The sequence below is a fragment of the Williamsia soli genome, from assembly GCF_017377795.1.
Classification (GTDB): domain Bacteria; phylum Actinomycetota; class Actinomycetes; order Mycobacteriales; family Mycobacteriaceae; genus Williamsia; species Williamsia soli.
In genome coordinates, this window is sequence record NZ_JAFRDR010000002.1 from 37698 (window position 1) to 60345 (window position 22648).

21 protein-coding genes are annotated in these 22648 nt (G+C 64.1%); 10 read left to right on the top strand and 11 right to left on the bottom strand.

The genetic code is table 11. The features are described 5' to 3' along the window. Positions 1 to 29 precede the first annotated feature (29 nt). Both J3S28_RS04720 and J3S28_RS04725 read left to right on the top strand, forming a co-directional pair. The gene (locus J3S28_RS04720; RefSeq protein WP_207838287.1) at positions 30 to 2003 is read left to right on the top strand and encodes a phage holin family protein; all 1974 of its coding nucleotides are present in this window, start codon (positions 30 to 32) and stop codon (positions 2001 to 2003) included. A gap of 15 nt (positions 2004 to 2018) precedes the next feature. Further along, positions 2019 to 3164, top strand: a complete 1146-nt coding sequence (locus J3S28_RS04725) for an endonuclease/exonuclease/phosphatase family protein (RefSeq protein ID WP_207838290.1) — start codon at positions 2019 to 2021, stop codon at positions 3162 to 3164. Here J3S28_RS04725 and J3S28_RS04730 read toward each other — a convergent pair. From J3S28_RS04730 to J3S28_RS04745, 4 genes are read right to left on the bottom strand one after another with little or no spacing between them, the layout of a single operon-like run. After that, positions 3125 to 3997, bottom strand: coding sequence for a hypothetical protein (locus tag J3S28_RS04730; protein WP_207838293.1), 873 nt, complete (start codon positions 3995 to 3997; stop codon positions 3125 to 3127). The genes J3S28_RS04725 and J3S28_RS04730 overlap by 40 nt on opposite strands. Beyond that, on the bottom strand, positions 3997 to 5202 hold the full coding sequence (locus J3S28_RS04735) for an MBL fold metallo-hydrolase (protein ID WP_207838296.1): 1206 nt from the start codon (positions 5200 to 5202) through the stop codon (positions 3997 to 3999). The genes J3S28_RS04730 and J3S28_RS04735 overlap by 1 nt, the downstream gene beginning before the upstream one ends. Before the next feature lie 11 nt (positions 5203 to 5213). Continuing rightward, entirely contained in the window at positions 5214 to 6518 is a 1305-nt protein-coding gene (locus J3S28_RS04740) for a M23 family metallopeptidase (protein WP_237341114.1), read from the bottom strand. After that, positions 6515 to 7759, bottom strand: coding sequence for an alpha/beta hydrolase family protein (locus tag J3S28_RS04745; RefSeq protein WP_207838299.1), 1245 nt, complete (start codon positions 7757 to 7759; stop codon positions 6515 to 6517). The genes J3S28_RS04740 and J3S28_RS04745 overlap by 4 nt, the downstream gene beginning before the upstream one ends. Before the next feature lie 119 nt (positions 7760 to 7878). Here J3S28_RS04745 and J3S28_RS04750 point away from each other — a divergent pair, with 119 nt between their 5' ends. The 3 genes from J3S28_RS04750 (at position 7879) to J3S28_RS28690 (ending at position 12951) form a co-directional block, all read left to right on the top strand. Then, positions 7879 to 10740 (top strand): AfsR/SARP family transcriptional regulator, encoded by a 2862-nt coding sequence (locus tag J3S28_RS04750; RefSeq protein WP_207838302.1) that lies wholly within the window; start codon positions 7879 to 7881, stop codon positions 10738 to 10740. Positions 10741 to 10883: 143 nt separating this feature from the next. After that, complete coding sequence (locus J3S28_RS04755; protein ID WP_207838305.1) at positions 10884 to 12053, top strand: serine hydrolase domain-containing protein; 1170 nt, start codon at positions 10884 to 10886, stop codon at positions 12051 to 12053. 94 nt (positions 12054 to 12147) lie between these two features. Next, complete coding sequence (locus tag J3S28_RS28690; RefSeq protein ID WP_207838307.1) at positions 12148 to 12951, top strand: helix-turn-helix domain-containing protein; 804 nt, start codon at positions 12148 to 12150, stop codon at positions 12949 to 12951. Between the two features lie 21 nt (positions 12952 to 12972). Here J3S28_RS28690 and J3S28_RS04765 read toward each other — a convergent pair whose 3' ends face one another. From J3S28_RS04765 to J3S28_RS04775, 3 genes are all read right to left on the bottom strand, one after another. After that, on the bottom strand, positions 12973 to 13575 hold the full coding sequence (locus J3S28_RS04765) for a TetR/AcrR family transcriptional regulator (RefSeq protein WP_207838309.1): 603 nt from the start codon (positions 13573 to 13575) through the stop codon (positions 12973 to 12975). A gap of 70 nt (positions 13576 to 13645) precedes the next feature. Then, entirely contained in the window at positions 13646 to 14467 is an 822-nt protein-coding gene (locus tag J3S28_RS04770) for an alpha/beta fold hydrolase (protein ID WP_207838311.1), read from the bottom strand. 194 nt (positions 14468 to 14661) lie between these two features. Then, positions 14662 to 17082 (bottom strand): ATP-dependent Clp protease ATP-binding subunit, encoded by a 2421-nt coding sequence (locus tag J3S28_RS04775; protein ID WP_207838313.1) that lies wholly within the window; start codon positions 17080 to 17082, stop codon positions 14662 to 14664. A gap of 218 nt (positions 17083 to 17300) precedes the next feature. Here J3S28_RS04775 and J3S28_RS04780 point away from each other — a divergent pair, with 218 nt between their 5' ends. From J3S28_RS04780 to J3S28_RS04795, 4 genes are read left to right on the top strand one after another with little or no spacing between them, the layout of a single operon-like run. Next, complete coding sequence (locus J3S28_RS04780) at positions 17301 to 17651, top strand: cupin domain-containing protein (protein ID WP_207838315.1); 351 nt, start codon at positions 17301 to 17303, stop codon at positions 17649 to 17651. Between the two features lie 51 nt (positions 17652 to 17702). Further along, entirely contained in the window at positions 17703 to 18041 is a 339-nt protein-coding gene (locus J3S28_RS04785; RefSeq protein WP_207838317.1) for an ArsR/SmtB family transcription factor, read from the top strand. Then, positions 18038 to 18508 carry an SRPBCC family protein gene (locus J3S28_RS04790; RefSeq protein WP_207838318.1) on the top strand — a complete coding sequence of 157 codons (471 nt, stop codon included), beginning with the start codon at positions 18038 to 18040 and terminating at the stop codon, positions 18506 to 18508. The genes J3S28_RS04785 and J3S28_RS04790 overlap by 4 nt, the downstream gene beginning before the upstream one ends. A gap of 60 nt (positions 18509 to 18568) precedes the next feature. Beyond that, positions 18569 to 19555 carry an LLM class F420-dependent oxidoreductase gene (locus tag J3S28_RS04795; RefSeq protein WP_207838319.1) on the top strand — a complete coding sequence of 329 codons (987 nt, stop codon included), beginning with the start codon at positions 18569 to 18571 and terminating at the stop codon, positions 19553 to 19555. Positions 19556 to 19581: 26 nt separating this feature from the next. On the opposite strand, the gene J3S28_RS04800 is transcribed toward J3S28_RS04795, so the two are convergent. The 3 genes from J3S28_RS04800 to J3S28_RS28240 form a co-directional block, all read right to left on the bottom strand. Beyond that, positions 19582 to 19809: a hypothetical protein gene (locus J3S28_RS04800; RefSeq protein ID WP_207838320.1), complete on the bottom strand. Its 228-nt coding sequence runs from the start codon at positions 19807 to 19809 to the stop codon at positions 19582 to 19584. Between the two features lie 168 nt (positions 19810 to 19977). Further along, entirely contained in the window at positions 19978 to 20103 is a 126-nt protein-coding gene (locus J3S28_RS28550) for a hypothetical protein (protein ID WP_272874137.1), read from the bottom strand. A gap of 130 nt (positions 20104 to 20233) precedes the next feature. Further along, a complete protein-coding gene (locus tag J3S28_RS28240; protein WP_237341115.1) occupies positions 20234 to 20518 on the bottom strand; it encodes an SRPBCC domain-containing protein in 285 nt (94 codons plus the stop codon). Positions 20519 to 20684: 166 nt separating this feature from the next. Between J3S28_RS28240 and J3S28_RS04810 the strand changes: the two genes are divergently transcribed. Further along, positions 20685 to 21179 (top strand): DsbA family protein, encoded by a 495-nt coding sequence (locus J3S28_RS04810; RefSeq protein ID WP_207838321.1) that lies wholly within the window; start codon positions 20685 to 20687, stop codon positions 21177 to 21179. Positions 21180 to 21193: 14 nt separating this feature from the next. On the opposite strand, the gene nhaA is transcribed toward J3S28_RS04810, so the two are convergent. Then, positions 21194 to 22618: a Na+/H+ antiporter NhaA gene (nhaA, locus tag J3S28_RS04815; protein ID WP_307796846.1), complete on the bottom strand. Its 1425-nt coding sequence runs from the start codon at positions 22616 to 22618 to the stop codon at positions 21194 to 21196. Positions 22619 to 22648: the final 30 nt, after the last annotated feature.

The window sequence follows — 22648 nt, forward strand, 5'->3', positions numbered from 1 at the left end:
CGATCCCAGAGATCAGCGAAGGGGGTGCGATGCGCACCACAACCACAGTCGTTCGGTTGTTCATCGAGTTCGTGGTGCTGTGGCTCTCGTCCGCTGTGGCGATCCTGGTGCTCGATGCCGTGTTCGACGGAATCTCTCTCGACTCGGTCAACATCGGTATCCCGAGGCTGTCGACCCTGCCGTCCGCGCTCGTGGTCGCTCTGGTCTTCGGTGTCCTCAGCGCGGTGTTGTGGCCGGTCATCGTGCGGCTGATGTCGTGGGTGGGTCCGGCGGTGCTCTTCTTGGTGGTCTTTTTCGCCAGCGGTGCGATCATGTGGTTGACGCTGCACATCGTCCCGATGGCGTCGGTCGACAAACCCTGGGACGCAGTGGTGATGGCGGCGCTGTTGTCGCTGTTCAGTTCCTTTGTCGCAGGCGCGATCGCGTCTCGTTCCGACACCTCCTACCGTCTGATGCAGGTACGCAGGCAACGACTCCGATTCCGGCACAAACTCGGCGGTTCGGTGACAACTCCGGGATTGCTGTGTATCCAGATCGATGGCTTGGGCCACGATGTCCTGCGGCGTGCGATCGCCGATGGAGTCACCCCCGGTCTCGCTGCGATGGTCCGCAACACGCACTCGTTGATTCCGTGGCATACAGATTGGAGCAGTCAGACAGGTGCCAGCCAGCTCGGCATCCTGCATGGGTCGAACCACAACGTGCCCGCTTTTCGGTGGTACGACAAGACATCCGGGAAGATCTCGGTCTTCAGCAACCCGCGCGACAACGAGGATCGTGAAATCGAACGCGGCGAGATCCCGGGACTGTTGTCCACCGATGGCGCGAGCCGCGGCAATCTGTTCACCGGTGGCGCCGAGGACAACGTGCTCGTCGTGAGCCGGATGCGTGGCGCGCGTCTCGGCGGTGGTGCGGGGTACTCGTCCTACTTCGCCGACCCATCGAGCACGTTGCGCACCCTGATCCGGATGGTCGCCGAAGTACAGCGGGAACTGAGGCAGGCATGGCGACAGCGCCGCGCCGACGTCCGGCCGAGGGTTCCCCGCGGCGGTTCCTACCCATTGGTGCGGGCGTTCGCGAATGTGCTGGCAACCGACGTCACGGCGGCGGCGGTCGTCCGCGACCTCATCCGGGGTCGGAGCACCATCTACGTCGACCTGATCGGCTACGACGAGGTCTCACACCACTCCGGGATCTCCCGACCTGAGACGCTGTCGGTGCTGACCAAGATCGATGAGGTCATCGCGATGCTGCTGAAGGTGGTCGAACAGGCCGACCGCTCGTACCGCGTCGTGGTGCTGTCTGATCACGGTCAAAGTCAGGGTGCGACGTTTCTGCAGCGGTATGGCGAGAGTCTCGAGCAACTGGTCCTGCGGTTGTGCGGTACCGGGGAACTCGCGCCGGTCGCGGACTCCCGTCCGGGGGCCGAAGGGATCGAGTACGCGGCGGCAAGCGTGCGCCCGCCGAAGGCCGACGAAGAGCCGGCCACACCTGAGGGGGTTCCGGTTGTGCTGGGATCGGGAAACCTGGGCCTGATCAGCTTTCCACGCATTCCGCACCGGGCCACGGTCGAGACGGTTGCTGCCGAATACCCCGGTCTTGTGGAGGCATTACGGGTTCATCCCGGAGTCGGGTTCGTGTTACTCGCTCGGGCGACGGGCGGATCGGTGGTGCTCGGCGCCCATGGGTCCGTCGACGTTGATACCGGTGTGGTCGAGGGTGTGGACCCGCTCGTATGTTTCGGACCTGACGCGCTTGAAAAGATCCGTAGGACAGACTCATTCGACAACGTCGCCGACATCATGGTCGGTGGTGCGTACTGGCCGGAGACGGACGAGGTGGCTGCGTTCGAAGAGCAGGTCGGGTCGCACGGGGGTATGGGTGGACCGCAGAGCACGCCGTTTCTGCTCTACCCTGACGACGTACCCGCGCCACCGAATCCTGTGCACGGCGCCGAACAGGTGCACGCGGTGCTCACCGGGTGGCGCGATCGCGACGCTTAGGAGTCTTGGATGGGAATGTCGGTCGACAGTAACGTTCACACGGTCTCGCGTGCCCCCGTGGCCAACGGGCCACGCCTGCCGGCGTTGGACGTGCCGACGTATCAACCCGCGGGAATCGACCAGGTGGGCACCCTGGTGCGAACCTACGCGGCGCCTCTCGTCGCCGGTGCCGCGCTGGGTGTCATCGTCGGGGGCGTGACCCGTGTCGGCAGGGGACCAGGTGCCCTGATGGGTTCGGTCGCAGGTCTGGCAGGCGGCTACTCACGAGGTCGCATCGGGGCCGACCCTGTCGTGCCGACGTCCACGGTGTCGCGGCCGGTGGCCGATGAGCGGTTGCGCGTCATGGAGTTCAACGTTCACGGGGGCATGGGCGGTCCAGGCAAGTTCCTTGCGACACCACAGACTTTGTCGCATCTCGCCGACACGATCAAACGACAGAATCCGGACATCGTGATGCTCCAAGAGCTCGACCACTTCGCCACCCGCTCGAACTACACCGACACTCTTCGTCAACTCGCGAAACGTCTGGACGCCGACGGCGCCGTGATGTCTCCGGCGATCGACAAAGGCACCGGACGCCGCGAGGGTACCGGGATCTTGACCTTCAACGGGAACCTGATCACCGACGCACGAAGTCTGCGAATCGGTGACGCGCTCGGTGACGACTCGGCCCGGCGACTGCGGGCGACCATCGACGCGTGGGCCGGGGTGGTCACGTCCAAACTCGGTGGCAACAGACTGCCCTTCGGTGGCGTCATCGAATACCAGCCTCGGGTCGCCACCGACGTGATGATCCGCACCGCAGGCCACAACTCGATCAGGGTGCTGTCAGGACATTTCAGCCCGCCGCATCACGGCATCGACGAGCCGCGGCGTCAGGTGGATCCGATTGTTGCGACCCTCGAGACCTGGATGGGTCCGACAATCTTCGGAGCCGACTTCAATGTGCGCGACGGCTCGCCCGAATTCGCCGAGGAGCACAAGGTCTTCGCTGCGGCCGGGTTGGCAGAGGCGACCGCAGGCGCGCCTCCCAACAGTGACCGCGTCTACGCGTCGAAGCACTTCGCGGCCGAGAACCCACAGAAGCTGGACACGCCCAAGGGCGCGGTTCCGGCAAGCGATCATTCGCCGGTTGTCGTCGAACTCGTACTCCACGCCTGAGTTTTCCGGCTCGACGACGAGATCACCTGGTCCGGCAACCAGCTGAAAACGGAACGCACCGACGAGCCCGGTGGCAGCAACACCGTCGGGTACGACAGTGTCGGAATCAGTGCGCCTACCGAGGCAGCATCGGCGGGGTCCGGACAACACACGATGCCCCCGAGGTCATCACGGTGCTGCACCGCTACCAAGGTTCGTAAGGTCATCGCACCCCAGCCGAGTACGAAGACCACTGGCGCGCGGGGGCCCAACCAGTTCATGGCGGTGTCGATCATGTCGCTGTCGTTGCCCACGGGGACGTCGACCACCAGGCTCCGAACACCCGCACAGGCGGCAGCGGAGGCGAAGTGGGCGTACCCGTCTTCGGCCGTGGAGTCGGCCCCCGTCGGGATCAGCAGGCAGGTGTCGGTCGCCTGGCCGAGGAGGTAGCCATGCAGCGGCCCCATGCGGCCGGATACCGCAATGGGCTCGCACTCGTTCGGCAGCAACGGTATTGCCGCGCGAAACGCCGACACCTGCGATCTGCGATTCGCCTGCCACATCTCCGCCGCGGGATCCGATCGATAGAAGTGTGCCGCCAGCCCGTATGCCCACGAGGCGCACAACAGACTCCGGCCGGCGCCGGACGCGTCGTCTGCAGCCAGCCTCTGATCGGCGCGGTCGAGGCAGCGAGCGCCTTCATGGCGCCAGTATCGCTCCCAGGAGCCCACGTCGTCGGGAGGGATCCGTGTACCTGCGCCCGCGATCGCTGTCGCGTCGGCGGCCCCGACGTCGGTGACGGACAGGGACCGCTCGAGCAGGCGGTTGAATTCGGGATCGGAGTGCAGCAGCATCAATGCGCCGGGAGCCGAAACGTCGGCCGGCCGGAAAGATCGGTGTCGACAGGGAACTCGTGCAGTCGACAGTGATTGAGGAGGGTCAGTTTGAGAAAGGTCGCGAAAACCGGGAACTGAAGTCCCGCCGCGACCGCTATCACCGAATTCGAGGGCGCCTCTTCGCGGAGAACCTCATAGAGGTCGTCGATGCTCATCCCGTCGGGGTGACGGCGCAGGGCGTCGGCGACCGCGTGGGAGAATTCGGCTTCGGTGTTGATGATCTGCTGCAGTTGGGCGCGTGCGTGATCGCCCGCAACCGGCAGCATGGGTTTGTGCCCGGCACACATGTGCTCGAGATTGCCCTCATCGATCATCTGCAGCGCCTTCACGGCTGTCGCGACCGTGTTTCTGGGGTCGGAGTCCGTCCAGATCGGCAGGGCGGATGTCTCGTCCGCGAACATCATGAACTTCTGTCCCGGCAGGTAGTAGACCAGCCCGCCGGCCGAATGCCCCGCCGACTGCAGCACCTGCACGTCGATCGTGCCTTCGGCGTTGACGAATGACCAACCCGTCCATCGGGTTCCGCCGATGGCGATGTCCTCGGCGGGGCTGTGGTCCTCGTAGTCCGTCATGGTGTCGACGCTCAGGAACACCTCCGGATAGGTCTGCAAGATGATGTCGACGACAAGGGACGGGATGAATGCGCCGACGGCGGGTGACAGGCCCAACCCATTGATCTGGCGACCCAGCGCGAGCACATCTTCAGCGGTCAGCGCCGAGGCGCCACTGAGCGTCCGCAGGAGACCGGCGATCCGATCCGCGTCCAGATCGAGCCCGCGGAGATAATCGAAATACGGGATGCCCGATTTGTACATACGCGAGAAGAACGCTTCGTAGTCGAGGCCTGGGCGAGCGTCTCGTGGAATGAGGTGGTATTTGCGTTCGGACCTGATCTCATGCAGCACATGGTTGTTCCCGAGATGATCGACGTGGCCGTGACTGTTGAGGAGGTATACCTCCTCGATCCCGGTGAAACGACTCGCGACATCGACGATGGCGGAGTATTGATCGGCCCCCACGCCGGTGTCGAGAAGGTAGAGACGGGTCCCGCTGCGGTACACCGCAATGGTCGGCAGGTCCGGGTCATCCCAGAGCGTGTGGGGATGATGCCCTTCGATCAGGAACAGGCCTGGACTGATCTCGTGGATCGTTCCGGTGGTCATCCGTGCCGTCCTCAGCTTTCCGGGAAGTTGACGATGGCGAGGTTCATGGGCAATTCGTCGGTCCGCTTCTGCGCTGTCGGCAGTTTGTCCTGCAGAAAGTTCCCGGTCAGGTAGTCGTCGGCGTCCATGATCGCCTGAACCGGAACCTGCCCGGCGTAGTCGAACTCGTCGAACACGTACGGCAGGCCATCGGAACCCAAGAGTGTCGGTCCGTTCATCAGCTGGAAATGCAGGTGAGAGGCGTTGGCGTTGCCGGTGTTTCCGAGTTTGGCGATCACCTGACCGTCTGTGACCCTGTCTCCGGGTTTGACCAGAAGTGACCCCTCGATGAGGTGGGCGTACATCGCATACACTCCGTCTCCGAGGTCGAGAACGATGTGATTGCCGTCCACGTTCAGCGCGGTCAGTCTGGCCGCCAGGACCGGGTCCTGGGCCGGGAGAGTTCCCGGTGCGTTCGCGGCGACGTCGTCCAGGACCGAGATCACCGTCGCGTCGGCGACTGCATGGATGTCGGACCCGTAGTCGACGTAGCTGGTGTTCTGGGTCCTGTCACCGACGTAGAACGCCCCCTCGTCGTCAGTTCGCTTCCAGTCGATGGCGAACCGTTGGCTGTTGTTCAGTTTGCCGTCGACCGGTAACGCCGATCCGCGGTGCGGGAAACCGGGTTCGCAGCATCCGTTGAGTGCGATCCAGTTGTCGCCCCGCAGCGGCGGTGAGATGACCCGGGGTGTGCTCGCCGAGATGTCGATAGGCGTGATCACGTAATCGATCGGGGCCGGTTCCCGGGAGGCCGGCGAGTTGGCACCCGTTCCGTACACATGATGTAGGACAGCTTTCGGAACATCGTCAAGGGAGTCGAAGGTGTAGTCGAGAAAGAGGATCCGACTCGTCCGGGGCGGGATGACCGCCGTGTCGACCACGCCGTTCGGGACGTTCTGCAGCCGGTTGCAATTGCCGTAGGAGCAGGTGGGATCGACAAGTGCGGCGCCGGCGAAGGTGGCAATGACGTTGTCCGGCTCGGTACCGTCGACCACATCGACGCGGTCGAGTGTCGCGGGCACCGGCGAGGCGTTGGTCAATTGCAGGTCATACGCGACGTGATATCGCTGGTCGGTGCCCAGGAACGGGAACGTAGGATCCCCGATCGCTGTCATGGTCAGGCTGGTGAAAGCCTCCGGGACAACGACATCGGCGAAGGCGGATGCTGTCGACGAGGTCTCCGTCGTGTCATCGTCGGGGGAGGAGCAACCGCTCGCCACGAGAGCGACCGTGACCGCTCCGATGGCGAACACCGTTGTCAGGGACCGATTTCTCATGCGTTGGAGTCCTTGTCCAAGGCCTCGTCGAGCCAGTCGAAGACACGCTGCTCGAAGAGACCCGCCGCGCCTGCCTCGTCGTGTTCACCGGCTCCCTCGGCGTTGGTGAAGGCTATGTGTTTCTTCGGAGCCTTGAGAGCGTCCAGTAACGGTTCGGCACCGCCGCCACGGGAGTCGTTCTCTCCGGAGCACAGGAGGGTCGGGCAGGTGATCTTCTCGGCGAGGCCACGCAGCGTATAGGGCTCGGCCTGCTGCAGGTACTCCAGTGGCGTCGCGAGTCCGTGGGTGAGCATGCCGCGGTTCAGGCCGAAGTCGAGGATCGAGTTGGCTGCCATCGCCTTCCGGAGAACGGCATTGAGGGTGTCGGGATCTCCGGTGTGCAGTTGATCGCGGTAGTCCGGCGGCAACATGAAGACCGCACCCTCTCCCGGCGCGAATTGGGGGGCGTCCGCGATCACGGCGGCCACGCGGTGCTCAGCAGTCGCGGCCCGCGGCGCGAGATAGCCACCCCAGCTGCGTCCCATCAGCACAATCCGCTGTGGGTCGACGTCCGGGCGGGACAGGAGCCAGTCGACCTGAGGCGTGACGACGGCCTCCCAGTCCGCGCGGAAGAACAGGTTCTCTTCGATGAGCGCGCCGCCCTGACCCGGCCCGTCGATGAGCAGGACCGCGTAACCGCGGCGGAGCGCCGCGAGACCGCCGGCGAAGTAGGACTCTTCTTTGGTCCCGTCGTAGCCGCCGATCATGAGGATCGTCGGATGTGGTCCGTCGCCGTGGGGGGTGATGAAGTAGGCGTCCAAAGGTGTTGTCTCGTAGGGAATCGAAACCTGCTCGATCGCCCATTCCGACAGGGCGGCCGCGCGCTGGAACGCATCTTTCTGCCGCCGGTATGAGTCGACGAATCGAGGATCGAGCGGTGCGCGGTAGAAGAAGACGCCACTGGTCCGGTAGTAGGTGACCGCTCGTAGGAATGCGTCGTGGGCACTGATCCGATGACCGGCCGCCAGGCTTGCCTCGGCCTGGGCGTAGATCCGGTCGGCGGTGGCCGTCCATTCGCGGTACCAGCTGTCGTGATCGCCTTCGGTGATGCTCCGGGCGGTGACGAAGCACTCGCCGATGTCGGCGCCGCCGCTGAGGATCGCGTCTAGTGCGCGTAGGAACTGACCGTCGAATTCGGCCTCGGTGAAGGCTATTCCACGCAGGTCGACCGGTCGGGTTGCGCTGTGCTGATCGGTGGTCATCGTTACTGCTCCTCGGTTCGTCCGGAGATCGGAGGTGGGCTGACCGCCATGGTTGCTGCGGGCGGTCTCACGGCGCTCAAATGCATTGCAAATCGGACATCGGCGGATAAGGTTCGGGCGTGGAGTTTCGGGATCTCGGGCCGTTGCTGATCGAGTCGGACGGGCTGTCCCGACCACCGGGCGGTGGGCGCCTGTCGACTGTGTTGGCCGTTCTGCTGACCAACGCCGGTGAGGCAGTGTCTGCGGCGGCGCTGATCAGCGCGATCTGGGGTGCCGATCCGCCCGCGCGCAGTGCCAAGGTCTTGGAGTCCCACATCTGGCGACTGCGAAAGGTCCTGGAACCGGAACGCGGACCGCGCGCCGCGCCGACAGTGTTGGTCACCGATCCGCTGGGCTATCGGCTCCTGGTTTCGGACGACAAGATCGATTCGAAAAACTTTGCGATCGCGAGCCAGTCGGTCCGGGACGCGCTCGCGAAAGGCGACATCGACTCCGCGCTGGCGTTGAGTGACGTGGCGCTGGCACGGTGGCGGGGGCCATACTGCGATGACGTGGTCGACACGGGATGGCTGGCACCGGTGCGCGCACGTCTTGCCGACCTACGGCTCGACCTGGTCGAAACGCGGGCGGCGGCACTCCAGGAGGCCGGCCAGCCAGAACGTGCCGTGAACGAACTGGCTGTCGTGATCGACGAGAATCCCTTGCGGGAACGACTGTGGCTATATCGGATAGTCGGGTTGTATCAATCAGGCAGACAAGCTGCCGCCTTGGACTCATTCGGGCACATCCGGCAGATGTTGGCCGACGAACTCGGTGTCGATCCCGGACCGGAGCTGAGGCAACTACACCAGCAGATCCTGAATCACGATGAGCGACTTCGTCCTCGCGTCAGTTCTGTCGCGAAGATCGCGTCCGCGGAGGTCAATCTTCCGCGCCGACGATCGACAATCATCGGCCGCGGTGCAGACGAGTCCGCGGTTACCGCGCTCATCGAGTCGTCCCCACTGGTGACCATCACCGGACCTGGTGGCGTGGGCAAGACCAGACTTGCCACCGAGGTGGGGTTCACTGTTCGCGACTCCTTTCCCGACGGGGTCTGGTTCGTCGATCTTGCTCCGATCCTGCAAGCGGAATCCATTCCCGCGGTAGTGGCGAACACGCTCGGGCTTCGCCCCACGGCGGACACGGCACTGGCGCGGTTGGTCCGCGAGCACGTGTCGTCGCGGCGGCTCCTGGTGGTGGTGGACAACTGCGAGCATCTCCTCGGCGGTGTGGCTGACTTCGTAGACCAGATCCTCGACGCAGGCGGCGACGTACATGTGCTGGCGACCAGTCGCGAACCGCTCGAGGTCGTGGGTGAGAAGCGATACGCGCTCTCGCCGCTGCCCGTGCCGGCAGTGGACGGGACCGGTACCGACATCGGTGAGTCCTCCGCCGTGCGACTGTTTCTCGATCGTGCGGCCGGGGGTCGCGGCCACATCGATCTGGACGGGGACGACGGTCTGGCCGTTGCCCGGATCTGTGCGGCCGTCGGGGGTCTGCCGCTGGGCATCGAACTCGCCGCAGCGCGGTCACGGACTTTCGAACTCCGCGAGATCGCGGACAGTCTGGACGGCGCGCCCGGTCATCTGGCGCGCAGCGGCCCGGGGCCGCAGCGTCATTCGAGTCTGTTGGACACCGTGGACTGGGGCTATCGCCTGGCTGGGCACGATCAGCAGGTCCTTCATCGGCGGCTGGCGGTCCTTGCCGGACCGTTCACACTGGAGGCGGCAGCAAGGCTGTGCACGATCGCGCCGCTGAACATCGAGCAGGCACTGGACCTTGTCGGTGGCCTCGTGCACCGGTCGATGCTGGTGTCGGTGCCCCCCACGTCGCCGGCCCGACGCACCACCTTCTTCCAGCTCGTTCCCATTCGCGCGCACGCTGATCGGGAACTCGATGCGGTCGAACGCCGGCAACTCGTCAGGACCCGAAACCGATGGGTGACCGAGACGCTCCTGGCGGCCCCGCATCCTGGTGCACCAGAGCAGCCAGAACATTACGCCTGGCTCGAGGACAATCAGTCCACGGTGCTCGCGGTGCTGCGGTCGACTCTCATCGAGAAGCCCGACCTTGCCGGACTGGCGATCCTGTGGAGGTTGATCTTCTTCTGGCATGACCGGGAACAGTTCGTCGAACTCCTCCGCTGGTCGGAGGTGGCCGATGCAGCCTTCGGGTCCGCCGACCTGGCCCCGTTCGATGGGGCTGTGGTGGCGGCCATCGGAGGGTGTGCGGAAGCGCTCGGACACAACACCGTGGCGGCGGAAAGGAAGCTGGCGCAGGCCATACCGGTGCTCGCAGATCCACCTTCGGATCGGAAAAACGACGCAACTCGACTGCTGTTCGTGGTCGCGGTGTGCGCGTGGAGCGGGGATGTGTTCGAGTGGTCGACCAGGGCCGCTGCGGCGGCGCTCGAACTCGCGGTGACCACGGGCGATGCGCACTCGGCGCTGGGTGCGCGCGGCATCCTCGCCGCGGCGGCACTCGTCGGTGGCGACAGCGCGAGCGCAGTGGAGCAGGCCGATTCCGTCCTGAACCAGAACTCTGCCGTCGGCAACAACATGGCAGCGCTGTTCGCGAACATCACCCATTCAATTGCCGCGAAGTTCGCAGGAGATGGAACACTCGGGTTGAGGTATTGCGACGACGTGCTGCGGACCCAGAAACGCCTCGGAACCCACAACTTCTCCGAGAGTTTCGAGACCCGGGGCAATCACTTCTTCAACGCCGGCCGTCCGGACGAAGCGGCACGCAACTTAGGCCTCTCCTATGCACTCAGCCAGCGGCAGAGCCGGGAATGGCCATGGCATCCGGGAACCGATGCCCAACTCGAGGCCGTTCGCGCGGAACTCGGGACGGACTTCGACGGACACTGGAACAGTGGGGTGCGCCTGGGCCAGGTCGACCCGGTGCAACTCATCTCTGATCTGGACCTCGGATAGGCCGCTCCCACACGATAATGGGCGCTTATGGCGATGCCCAGCTGCGGTTCTGTTCGCCACAACGACCCAATATCGGGATTTTGATCGCTGTGAGACCACGTCACGAGATCCTTCTTACGGCAAGTATCGAGTCAAGGAGAGGCATGAAGATCAAGAATCGAGTTCTCGCGGCTATCGCTGCCGTGTTGACCGCATCCCTGGTGGCGAGCGGCTGTTCCTCGAACGAGGATGAGGAGGCCACTTCCTCCTCGGCTGCACCGGCCATAGCCGCGGACAAGGCTGCGCAGTTTCAACAAGTCCTCGATGACACTCGGGCCAAGGCCGGATTCCCCGGAGTGATCGCACAGGTGGCCTCACCGGAGGGAACATGGACCGGCACTTCGGGAGTCGTCGGTGAAGGAAAGACCGAGCCGCCGACCGCCGGTGACAAGACCCGCATCGGTTCGCTGACCAAGACGATGACGGCGACGGTGCTGCTCCAACTCGTCCAGGAGGGCAAGCTGTCGCTTGACACGCCGATCGGTCAGTACGTCCCCGGTCTGCCGAACGGCGATCTCGCAACGCTGTCGCAGCTGGCAGACATGACCAGCGGGATCCCGAGCTACACCATGTCCGATGCTGTTGTGAACAAGTACTTCGCGGATCCCGAATATGACTGGCCACCTCAGGAACTCGTCGACGCTGTCAAACCGCTTCCTGCCGACTTTGCACCGGGACAGGGCTGGAGTTACTCGAACACCAACTACGTCTTGCTCGGAATGGTGATCGAACAGGTGCTGAGGCAACCGATCGCGGATGTCTTCGAGGAGCGCCTGTTCGGACCACTCGGCATGTCCGACACGACCTTCGCCGGCGGATCCATCGAGATCGGCGATCCACATATGGACGGCTTGACCGACCAAAACCAGCCGCCCGGGCAGAACGTCGATTCGACCCACTGGAACCCGTCGTTCGCATTCACGGCCGGTGCCGTAATCTCGACCCTCGGTGACTTGGAGAAGTGGGGACACGCGCTCTTCACCGGCGACGGTGTTCTCAATGCCCAGACACAACAACTGCGCCGTGATTCGATCGTCCGTGATATCCCTCCGAACACCGCCACGATGGGTTATGGCTTCGGCATCGGCGATCGCAATGGGTGGTGGGGCCACGACGGGGACATCCCCGGGTACAACAGTGTGCTGTTCCACAACTACGACTCCGACACCACCATCATCGTCTTGACCAACAGTGACAACACCTTCGACGTGGACGGTAAGGAATTGTTCCCCGCGCCGGCGGTATCGGCAGGATTGCAGGCCGCCGTCGGCTAGCCGTTCTCCGAAGGCGCGACCCGCATCTCTGTTATTCTGGAGGCACTATTCCAGAATAAGGCCGGCGCCGACCGGAAGACTGCGAGGTGCACCGGTGGACGTGCAGCATGTGAGTGGGCCGCTGCCGGGCGTGGTCGCCACCGCGCGTGAGCAGGTGATGGCCGCGCTGCTCGATGACGACCCGGCTGTTCGGCGTGCAGCGTTTGCCGAGGCCGTGTCGCGGCGCTGGATCGATCGCGGAGTTCGTACGGTTGTGCGGGCCGTCGTGTGTGGCCCGGGCGTCGAGATGCCCGGTGTGGTGGAGTTCGGGCGCCTGCTGGCATCGGGGGCGCCTACGCCCACGGCCTTCGTGCGAGCGGTGGACGGAATCATCTATCTCGTCAGCCGTGATTGCCGTGCCGGGGTTGATCTCGACGGCTGGATTACAGAGAAGGCCGCGAAGTACCGATGTGACGTACTGGCAACGGGTTCAGCACATCACAAACCAATGTCCGGGGATCTCGGCGAGGCCGCGGAGCAAGCGCGGATCGCCGCGGATCTCACCGCTGCTCTTCCCGAATTGCAACCCAGTCGCAGCATCGACGAGCTCGGGGGATGGGTACTGCTCAACGCGATTGCCGCGGATTCGCGTGGGCTCGCAGACTTCTCGCCTGCCGCGGAGTGGCTGCGCACGATGGCAGATCCGCTGCAGCGTAGAACGATCGAGACATATCTGGACTCGGGTGGACAGGTCCGCGCGACATGCGATCGCCTGCACATTCATCGAACGACGCTGTATTACCGGCTCGACAACATGCCGGCGATTGTTCGGGATGCGCTCGACGACGGCATGAAACGAAGCACGCTTCATCTGACACTCAAACTGATTCGGCTCTGGGAATCGACCGGCGTGCTCTGATCCGGATTCTGTCGGTGGCGATCAGGCTGCGGTCAGCAACGACGACATTCGCGCTGACGTGGCGGCGATCGACCGCAGCTGCGCTACCGGCGTATCGAGTCGGCTGAGCTGGATCAGTCCCTGCGACACCAGAACGATGTGGGCGCCGAGCGCCTCGACCTCACCGACGGTGAGCGACAATTCGTCCGCATCGACCGCCTCGGCAATTCGACGCCGCACGATGCGCTCCATCTCGGAGGTGGACTGCCGGCCTATCCGCATGACTTCGGGAAAACGTGCGCCCAGTTCGGCGAGGCTGTTGAGCATGAGGCAACCGCGAAGATCCGAATGGGAGGTGCAGTCGCCGACGATCTCGTCCAGAAAATTGGCCACCGCCGACTCGAACGTTCCGGTGTGGCCGGCGATCACGTGGTCGACGAGTTCGACCCGGCCTTTGCAATAGCGGTCGAACACCGCGATGAACAGACCGAGTTTGTTGCCGTACGCGGCGTAGATGCTGCCGTTTCCGACGCCGGACGCGCGCGCAACATCCTCGATGGATGTCCGATCGTAGCCACGAGTCCAGAAGACCTCCTGCGCGCAATCGAGCAGCGTCTGCTCGTCGAAGCTACGGGGTCTCGGCATGTCACCAGGTTACAGAGTCAGGGGGTGTCCGGGTCCTCCGGCTGCGCGTGGAGGACCCGGACACCGGCGGTCATTTCTTGATGAACTCGAGGATGTCGTTGTCGAGTTCTTGCTGGTACGCGCCGAAGATGCCGTGGGGCGCTCCGGAGTAGACCTTGAGTGTGCCGTCCTTGACGAGATCGATGGACTTCTTCGCGGCTGCGTCGATCGGAACGATCTGGTCGTCGTCACCGTGAGCGATGAAGATCGGGACGTCAAGTGCCTTGAGGTCTTCGGTGAAGTCGGTCTCGGAGAACGCCTTCACGCAGTCGTAGGCTGCTGCCAGGTTGACGAGCATGCCCTGACGCCAGAAGTCGTCTTTCGCTCCCTGCGAGACCTGTGATCCTTCGCGGTTGGCTCCGAAGAAGGGTTCCGTCAGGTCTTGGTAGAACTGCGATCGGTCACCGAGCACACCCGCCCTGATGCCGTCGAACGCTTCGATCGGGGTGCCTTCGGGGTTGGTCTCGGACTTCACCATCACCGGTGGCACTGCGCCGGCGGTGATGACCTTGACTACACGGCCCTTGCCGTACTGCGCTGCATACCGGACGACCTCGCCGCCTCCGGTCGAGTGCCCGATCACCACAAGGTCTTTCAGATCGAGTGCCTCGACCAATTCGGACAGGTCTTTGGCGTAGGTGTCCATGTTGTTGCCGTCGTACGTCTTCGACGAGCGACCATGTCCACGGCGGTCGTGGGCGATTGCCCGATAGCCGGCGTCTGCGAGAATCTTGAGTTCGGTTTGCCAGGCGTCGGAGGACAGTGGCCAACCGTGGCTCAGGAGGACGGGCTGTCCCGAACCCTGCTCGGTGTAGTAGATCTCTGTTCCGTCAGAAGTAGTGATGTAAGGCATGTTCTGCAGTTCACCTCAGTGCATATCGGTGGTGATCGGATGACCCTTCGAAACTACTGCTCGCACCCGACCTTCAGTAGAGACAACCGTAGGCAAAACCCTCGACAATTGTCGGAAATCATCCGAACCAGGAACACCCCGGACGCAGAGATCCCCGGCTCGGAACCCGAGCCGGGGATCTGGAGTGCATCTCGTCAGGCGACGATAAGGTCGAGCTCGTCATCGGTGACTCTCACCGACACCTTGCCGCCCTCGGTCAGAACTTCGTCGAGCAACAGATCTGCGATGCGATCGTCGACCACCCGCTGGATCGACCGCCGCAACGGCCGGGCACCGAACTCGGGCTGGTGACCGTGCTCAGCGATCCAATCCACCGCAGCAGCGCTGAACTCGATCTCGATACCCTTGGCGCCGAGCCGCTTACGGCTGTCGGCCAGGAGTAGATCGGTGATCTCGTGCAGCTGGACGGTGTCGAGCTTGCGGAAGATCACGATCTCGTCGATGCGGTTCAAGAACTCCGGCCGCATCGACTCGCGTAGCCGGCCCATGACCTTCTCGCGCATCGGCTTCTCGGCTGCCCCGGTGTCACCGGAGTTGAAACCGAGCCCACCCGATTTGCTCGAGATGATGTCCGATCCCAGGTTGCTGGTCATGATCAGCACGGTGTTCTTGAAGTCGACCGTTCGCCCCTGTCCATCGGTCAGCCGGCCGTCATCGAGAACCTGGAGCAACGTGTTGAACACGTCCGGGTGCGCCTTCTCGATCTCGTCGAGCAAGATGACCGAGTACGGATTGCGCCGGACCTGTTCGGTGAGCTGACCCGCTTCGCCGTAGCCGACGTAGCCGGGGGGCGCCCCGATGAGACGGCTCACCGTGTGCCGTTCACCGAACTCGCTCATGTCCAGTCGCAGCAACTTCTTCTCGTCGCCGAACAGTGACGTGGCCAATGCCTTTGCCAGTTCGGTCTTTCCCACCCCGGTGGGACCGAGGAACAGGAAGCTGCCTACCGGACGATCCGGATCGCTCATGCCGGTACGGCTCCGGCGCACCGCGCGTGCGATGGCTTTGACCGCATCATCCTGGCCGACGACCCGCTGGTGCAGCTCGTCTTCGAGGCGGCGCAGGCGCTCCTTCTCCTGTTGGGTCATCTGGCTCGCAGGTATGCCGGTTGCACGTGAGACGATCTCAGCGATGTGATCGGCGGTCACCTCGGATGCGGACACCAGCGCGTGCGGACTGCCATCGAGACGGGCCTGAACCGCAGCGGTCTCGTCCCGCAACGCCGATGCCTTCTCGTAGTTCTCCTGTGCGACAGCCTCTTCCTTGGCGGCTTCGAGTGCGGTCAGCTTCTTGCGCAGGGCCTCGATGTCGGTTCCGGGCGCCGCCAGTTGCATGCGTGCACCAGCTTGGTCGATGAGATCGATCGCCTTGTCCGGCAGGAACCTGTCACCTATGTAGCGCGACGACAACTCGACTGCGGCAGCGATCGCCTCGTCGGTGTATCGGACGCCATGGTGCTCCTCGTACCGGCCGCGCAGGCCGGTCAGGATCGCGATCGCGTCATCGACGCTCGGCTCGGGAACCGTCACCGGCTGGAAACGCCGTTCGAGAGCCGGATCCTTTTCGATGTTCTTGCGGTACTCGTCAAGGGTGGTCGCGCCGACGATATGCAGTTCACCGCGAGCGAGCTTCGGTTTGAGGATGTTCGAGGCGTCCATTGACCCCTCGGCACCGGCACCTGCTCCTGCGATGGTGTGCACCTCGTCGATGAACACGATCAGTTCGTCCGAGTGCGCGACGATCTCATCGATGACGCCGTTGAGGCGTTCCTCGAAGTCACCGCGGTAGCGGGTTCCCGACACCATGCTCGACAGGTCGAGTTGCACGATGCGCTTGCCCGAGAGACGTTCTGGTACCTCACCGTCGACGATCCGCTGGGCAAGACCTTCGACGATGGCGGTTTTGCCGACACCTGCTTCTCCTACCAGGACCGGGTTGTTCTTGGTCCGCCGGGAGAGGATCTCGATGGTCTGGGCGATTTCGTCTGCGCGGCCGATCACCGGGTCGACACCGCCGGTGCGGGCGCGTTCGGTGAGGTCGAATCCGTACTTGTCCAGGTTGGGGGTCTCGCTGGGTGAGACCTCTTCTGACGAACCACCCTGCAGCGCGGTCTGCAGACGCTCGGGGGTCAGTCCGGCCGCGGCCAGCAGGCGGCCTGCCGAACGATCCCGATCGCCGGCCAGGGCTACGAACAGGTGCTCGGGATCGATATAGGTCGAGCCCAGTGCCTGCGCGAGCTGGTGCGCCTCGAAGACCGCGGTGCGGACCGCGGCGCTCAGTGTGGTGGTACCGATCCCTGCGGACGGACTGCCGCCGGGGAGGCGTTGTTCGACGGCCGCAGCCACGGCTGCGGGGTCGGCGCCGGCCCGCTGCATCAAGCCGCGCGTCGGGTCATGCTCGGCCATGACGTGCAGAACATGCAATGCATCGAGCTCGGCGTCGCCGCGACCGGCGGCGAACTGCGCCGCCTCGGCGATGAGATCCTGGGTGGACTTGCTCATCAGACGACTGATGTCGATGCGCCGCGGGCCGTCGGGCCCGAAGAATGCTGCCATTCGGGAAAGCCTCCTGTGAAGAGTTGAGTGCGTACGACTCAATCAACATGAGTCGGGTGCTATCAATTCCCGGGGCGCTCGACGGTCTCGGATGGGCTGGTCACGCACCACCAGGGATCTGGCGCCGGTGACCACCCATTGTCACCGAGCGCGACCCTGGGAGGGGGAAACGCGTTAGCGTTGACCTAGCGCGGGGGCGACGGAAGGAAATGCCGGCAATGGTCGACACGGAGTCCAACCTCGACGATCTTGCGGCCAAGCATCTGCAGCTGGCGCACGACGACTCTCACGGTCGGAGTGCAGACATACTCGTCCACGACGGCCCGCTGAGGCAGACCCTGATCGCGATGGTTGCAGGGTCGGAGCTAGGCGAGCACAATTCGCCGCCGGCGGCGAGTGTCCTCGTTCTGTCCGGAGCGGTCACCGTGATTGCCGGTGAGCATGAGGTGACGCTGCGAGCGGGGGAGCTGCGCGGTCTCAGTCACCATCGGCACAGTGTTGCTGCCTCTGAGGATTCCGTATTCATCCTCACCACCGTGACGGGTACCGGCGAGCCGTCCCGCCGCTGACTTCTCATACTTAGCCCTTGCGCTAAGTGTCAACGCTTGATACTTTTCCTTATGGCTCAGTATCAGCAGGAGTTGAACGGCGTTTTCCAGGCGCTAGCGGACCCCACCCGTCGTGCGGTACTGGGCCGCCTCGGTCAGGGGCCGGCAAGCATCAGTGAACTCGCCGGACCGTTCGACATGGCGCTGCCGTCTTTCATGAAGCACATCCGGCAGCTGGAGGCGAGTGGCTGGATTCGCACAGAGAAGGCCGGGCGGGTTCGCATGTGCGTGATCGAGAAGCGGCGATTCGAGGTCGCCGAGTCGTGGCTTGCGGAGCAGCGCGCGATCTGGGAGGGCCGGACCGACCGGCTCGAAACATTTGTCACAAGAGCAGAGGAGTGCAACCAATGACCACATCCATCGACACCGAGCGCGACCTGGTGGTCTCGCGCATCATCCGGGCACCGCGTGCCGCAGTGTGGTCCGCCTGGACCGAGCCCGCAAAGTTCGAGCAATGGTGGGTCCCGGCCCCAGCCGAATGCAAGGTGGCGGGTTTCGACCTGCGACCCGGCGGCGACTTCAGGACCGAGATACGAGAGAGCGGTGGTGATTTCTCGCCGCATATCGATGGTTGCTTCCTCGTGGTAGATCATCTCGAACGCATCGTGTTCACCACTGCATTGATCGGCGGATGGCGTCCAGCTCTACACCCCTTCATGACGGCCACCATCACGTTCGCGGAACACCCGGACGGCACCGAATACACAGCCACCGCCATGCACAAAGACATCGCTGATCGAAACATGCACGACGAGATGGGATTTCAGGACGGCTGGGGGACGGTCACTCGGCAACTCGCCGAACTCGCCGAGGCCTGACCGGCCGCCGAGACCTGCTGCGACCAGGGCCGTAGCTGACCCGAGTCTAGAATCGAGCCCATGCGATTCGGATTGTTTGTTCCTCAGGGCTGGCGTTTGGACCTGGTCGGTATCGACCCCGCAGATCAGTGGGCGGTGATGCGTGATTTCTCGGTGCGAGCGGATCAGGGCGCGTGGGACTCACTGTGGGTCTACGACCATTTCCACACAGTCCCGGCGCCCACCGAGGAGGCCACGCACGAGGCCTGGACTCTCATGTCGGCGCTCGCGGCATCGACCTCACGGATACGGCTCGGCCAGATGTGCACTGCGATGAGTTACCGCAACCCGGCCTACCTTGCCAAAGTGGCAGCGACAACAGATCTGATCTCCGGCGGGCGGGTCGAGATGGGTATCGGCGGCGGGTGGTACGAGCATGAATGGCGCGCTTACGGTTACGGATTCCCCTCGGCTGGAGAGCGTTTGGGGCGCCTCGACGAAGGTGTGCAGATCATGAGGCAGGCCTGGACCACTGGCGTCGCGACGCTCGACGGCAAGCACTACCAGGTCGATGGCGCCATCTGCCGTCCACTTCCGTTGCAGGATGGCGGAATTCCGATCTGGATCGCGGGCGGTGGACAGAAGGTGACGTTGAAGATCGCGGCGAAGTACGCGCAATACACCAATTTCGACGGCACCCCCGAGGGCTTCACTCAGAAGTCGGAGATCCTGCGTGCGCACTGCGATACAGTCGGTACCGATTTCGGCGCGATCGTGCGTTCTGCCAATTACAACGTGGCCATCGGGTCAACCGAAGCCGAGGTCGAGCAGCGTTTGGCGACCTTGGTGGAGCGCCTGACCCCGCATGTCGGAGCGGAGAAGGCCGAGGCGGCGCTGGGAGCGTTCCGGGACCTGCCCGGAGTCGGTACTCCGCAACAGATCATCGAAAAACTGTCGGTGCTCAAGGAGAAGGGGATGTCCTACGGCATCTTCTACTTCCCCGAGGCTGCTTACGATCTGTCGGGCATCGAACTCTTCGAAACGGAAGTGGTGCCCGCACTCCGCTGATCGTCTCGACGGCGAGCAGGGCCGCGTCAGGCATTGCCCCTGAACTGTTCGACCTCCCCGCGTAGTCGGTCGATGTCCTCGGCAAGGGCGGCCGCGCGCTCTTCCGTTCGCTGCATCGCCGCCTCCTCTGACCGCGTATCCGTATCAGGGGAGGCGGCCAGTCCAGCGATGAGACTGTCCAGAGCTGCCTCGGCCGCGGCAAGCGCCTCGCGTAGTCGCCGAATCTGCGCTGCGTCCGACCCTGATGCTGACATCACGCCAGTCTATGGCCGGCGGGACTCGCTCTGCGCTCCGTCACACCTCTCTGGTCGAGCTCCGCTACGGCTCCGTCACACCTCTCTGGTCGAGCTCCGCTACGGCTCCGTCACACCTCTCTGGTCGAGCTCCGCTACGCTCCGTCACACCTCTCTGGTCGAGCTCCGCTACGCTCCGTCTCCTTCGGTACCGAGGTAAAACGCTGTCGTACGCATCTCGAACGCCCGGGCGAGCGCCTCGGGAGTGCCGGCAGCCACCGCGGCGTCTGCCCACCGCCTGCTGCTGTCGGACATGAAGTGCTGCGCCTGCTCGGTCTGTGCCCACTCCGTACTCTCCGCGGGTGCCGAAGCTCCCGTCTCGAGATGGTGTGCCAGGCCCAGTAGGCCCAGGTCCCAACCGATGCCGACTGAACCTGGACCGTACTCAGTCCAGCGATCCGCTGCGACGTCGGCGCCGTGCTCGATGGCCGGCGTTGCCCTCGATCTGGTACGTGCCGCCGAGTTCCAAGTCCCCGGTGACAGGTGCGAACCAGCGTGCCAGTCGGTCGGCTGTGGTGCACGCTTGCCACAAGTCATCGATGTCGGTGTCGTAGCTCTGACTCAGACCGGCAACGATACTGAAGGTCCTACCGTTGTCGGTCGTGGTCAGGCTCCGGGTCACTGCGTCGAGTTGCCCGTTTGCAGTGGTGGTGAGGTCCTGGTCGGTCATCTCTTCTCCTCGGTCTGAGGTCTTCGAGCTCGTTTTCCACGTGCGATCTCGGTGTCGAGAGCGGCGAGCCTCGGTGCCCAGAACCCTCGAAACTGATCGAGCCAATCGTCCACGGCGCGTAGCTGACTGCAATTCAACCGGGCCCGGAATTTGTGACAATGTTCGGATGAGCGACATCGATCCCGATCGGCATCTCTACGGGCACCCCGACGCACCCGTTCGTATCGTCGAATACGGCGATTTCGAATGTCCGTACTGCCAGGCGGCGGCTCCGATCCTCAAAAAGGTGATGGACGAGTCGAAGGGCCGTACGTGTCTGATCTTCCGACACTTCCCTCTGTTCGAGGTGCACCCGTTCGCGCTCACCGCGGCCCTGGCGGCCGAGGCGTCCGGACAACGGTTCTGGGACATGCACGACGAGCTGTTCGCCCACCAGAACCATCTCGACGACTCACACCTCGCGGAATACGCGTACCGGGCCGGGGTGGTCGATTCGGTGATCGGCCTGGCGGCACAGCCCTACAGGGCGGCGGTCGAAGCGGATTACAACAGGGGAGTCGGCGAGGGTGTCCGCGGGACCCCTAGCCTGTTCATCGACGACGTCCGGTACGCCGGCGAGGTGGAGCTCGAAGCCTTACGCAAGGCCACCGGCTCTGCTTAGGCGTGCGCGGGACGTCACCGGAGGGTGGGGTCAATCCACGGACCGACGGGCAGGCTCGGCGGGTTGTCGGCGTCAGCGAGACTGCACAACGGAAGCCGCTCACCGAGATAACGCAGCAACACCGACCCCAGGATGGCCGCGATGGCAGAACCGACCAGCACACCGATCTTCGCGTCCTGCTGCAGCACCGGGTCGTCGAAGGCGAGGTCGGTGATGAACAGGGAGATCGTGAATCCGATGCCGGCGAGCACCGCGCCGCCGATGAGGTGTCCGTAGCGGACCTGGCCGGGCAGGTATCCCAGCCCGAACTTGAGTGCCAGTCCCGCAGCGATCGAGATCCCGACACCGTTGCCGACGACCAACGCCACGATGATGCCGATTGTCACCGACGAGCTGGATGCCGCACTCAAGGCATCCGCGTTCAGCGCCACGCCGGCATTGGCCAGACCGAACAAGGGGACCACCACCAGTGCGCTCACGGGGTGCAATGAGTCCTGGAGACGCTCGTTCGCGGGAACCGTCGCCCGGACCGCTGCCGACGCCAACCGCGCACGGGTGGCGTCCGCGCGTTGTATGGCCAGGCGGCCGTAAGCACGAACTCGCTCGCGCTGTTCGGGTTCGACTGCTGCGGTCGGGATGATCACGCCCAGAATGACGCCGGCCAGCGTGGGATGGAGTCCCGATTCGAAGACCGCACACCACAACGCGATGCCCACCAGGATGTAGGGCCGCAGCGTCCACATGCGCGCCCAGCGCATGAACACCAGAACCGCGATCAGCACGACGACCACACCGAGGGCCGGCAGAGACACGTCGTCGGTGTAGAAGATCGCCATGACGGTGATTGCGCCGATGTCGTCGACGATCGCCAGGGTCAGCAGGAACAACCGGATCTGATCGGGACATCGCGGACCGAACAGCGCCAAGATGCCGAGCAGGAAGGCGGTGTCGGTCGAGATCGGGATACCCCAGCCCGCCGCGGCGGGGCCCGTGGGTTGGAAGGCCAAGTAGATCAGGGCGGGCAGCACCAGACCGCCGATTGCGCCGAGCACGGGGACGATCACCGTGCGGCGATCGGTGAGCTCGCCGACCGTGACCTCGCGGCTGATCTCCAAGCCGACAACCAGGAAGAAGATGGCCATCGCCGCGTCATTGACGATGTGCTGGAAATCCAGTGCCGTCGACCATGAACCGATCTGGAGCACCACCTCGGTGTGCCAGAACGAGTCATACCCGGTGCCCGGAACATTCGCCCACGCCAACGCCAGGACGGTCGCGGCGAGCAACAATCCGGCGCTGCCCGATTCCTTGGAGAGGAACTGCAGCGCCCGCGGCGACACAGAGGTCCTCGACGATGTGAGCCGAGTGGTCGGCCCCGGGCCGATCGACAGTCCGGAACCGACCGCATTCGCTGCCGGTCCGCGATCATCACTTGCCACGCCGATCATTGTGCGTCAGCACGCGGCGTC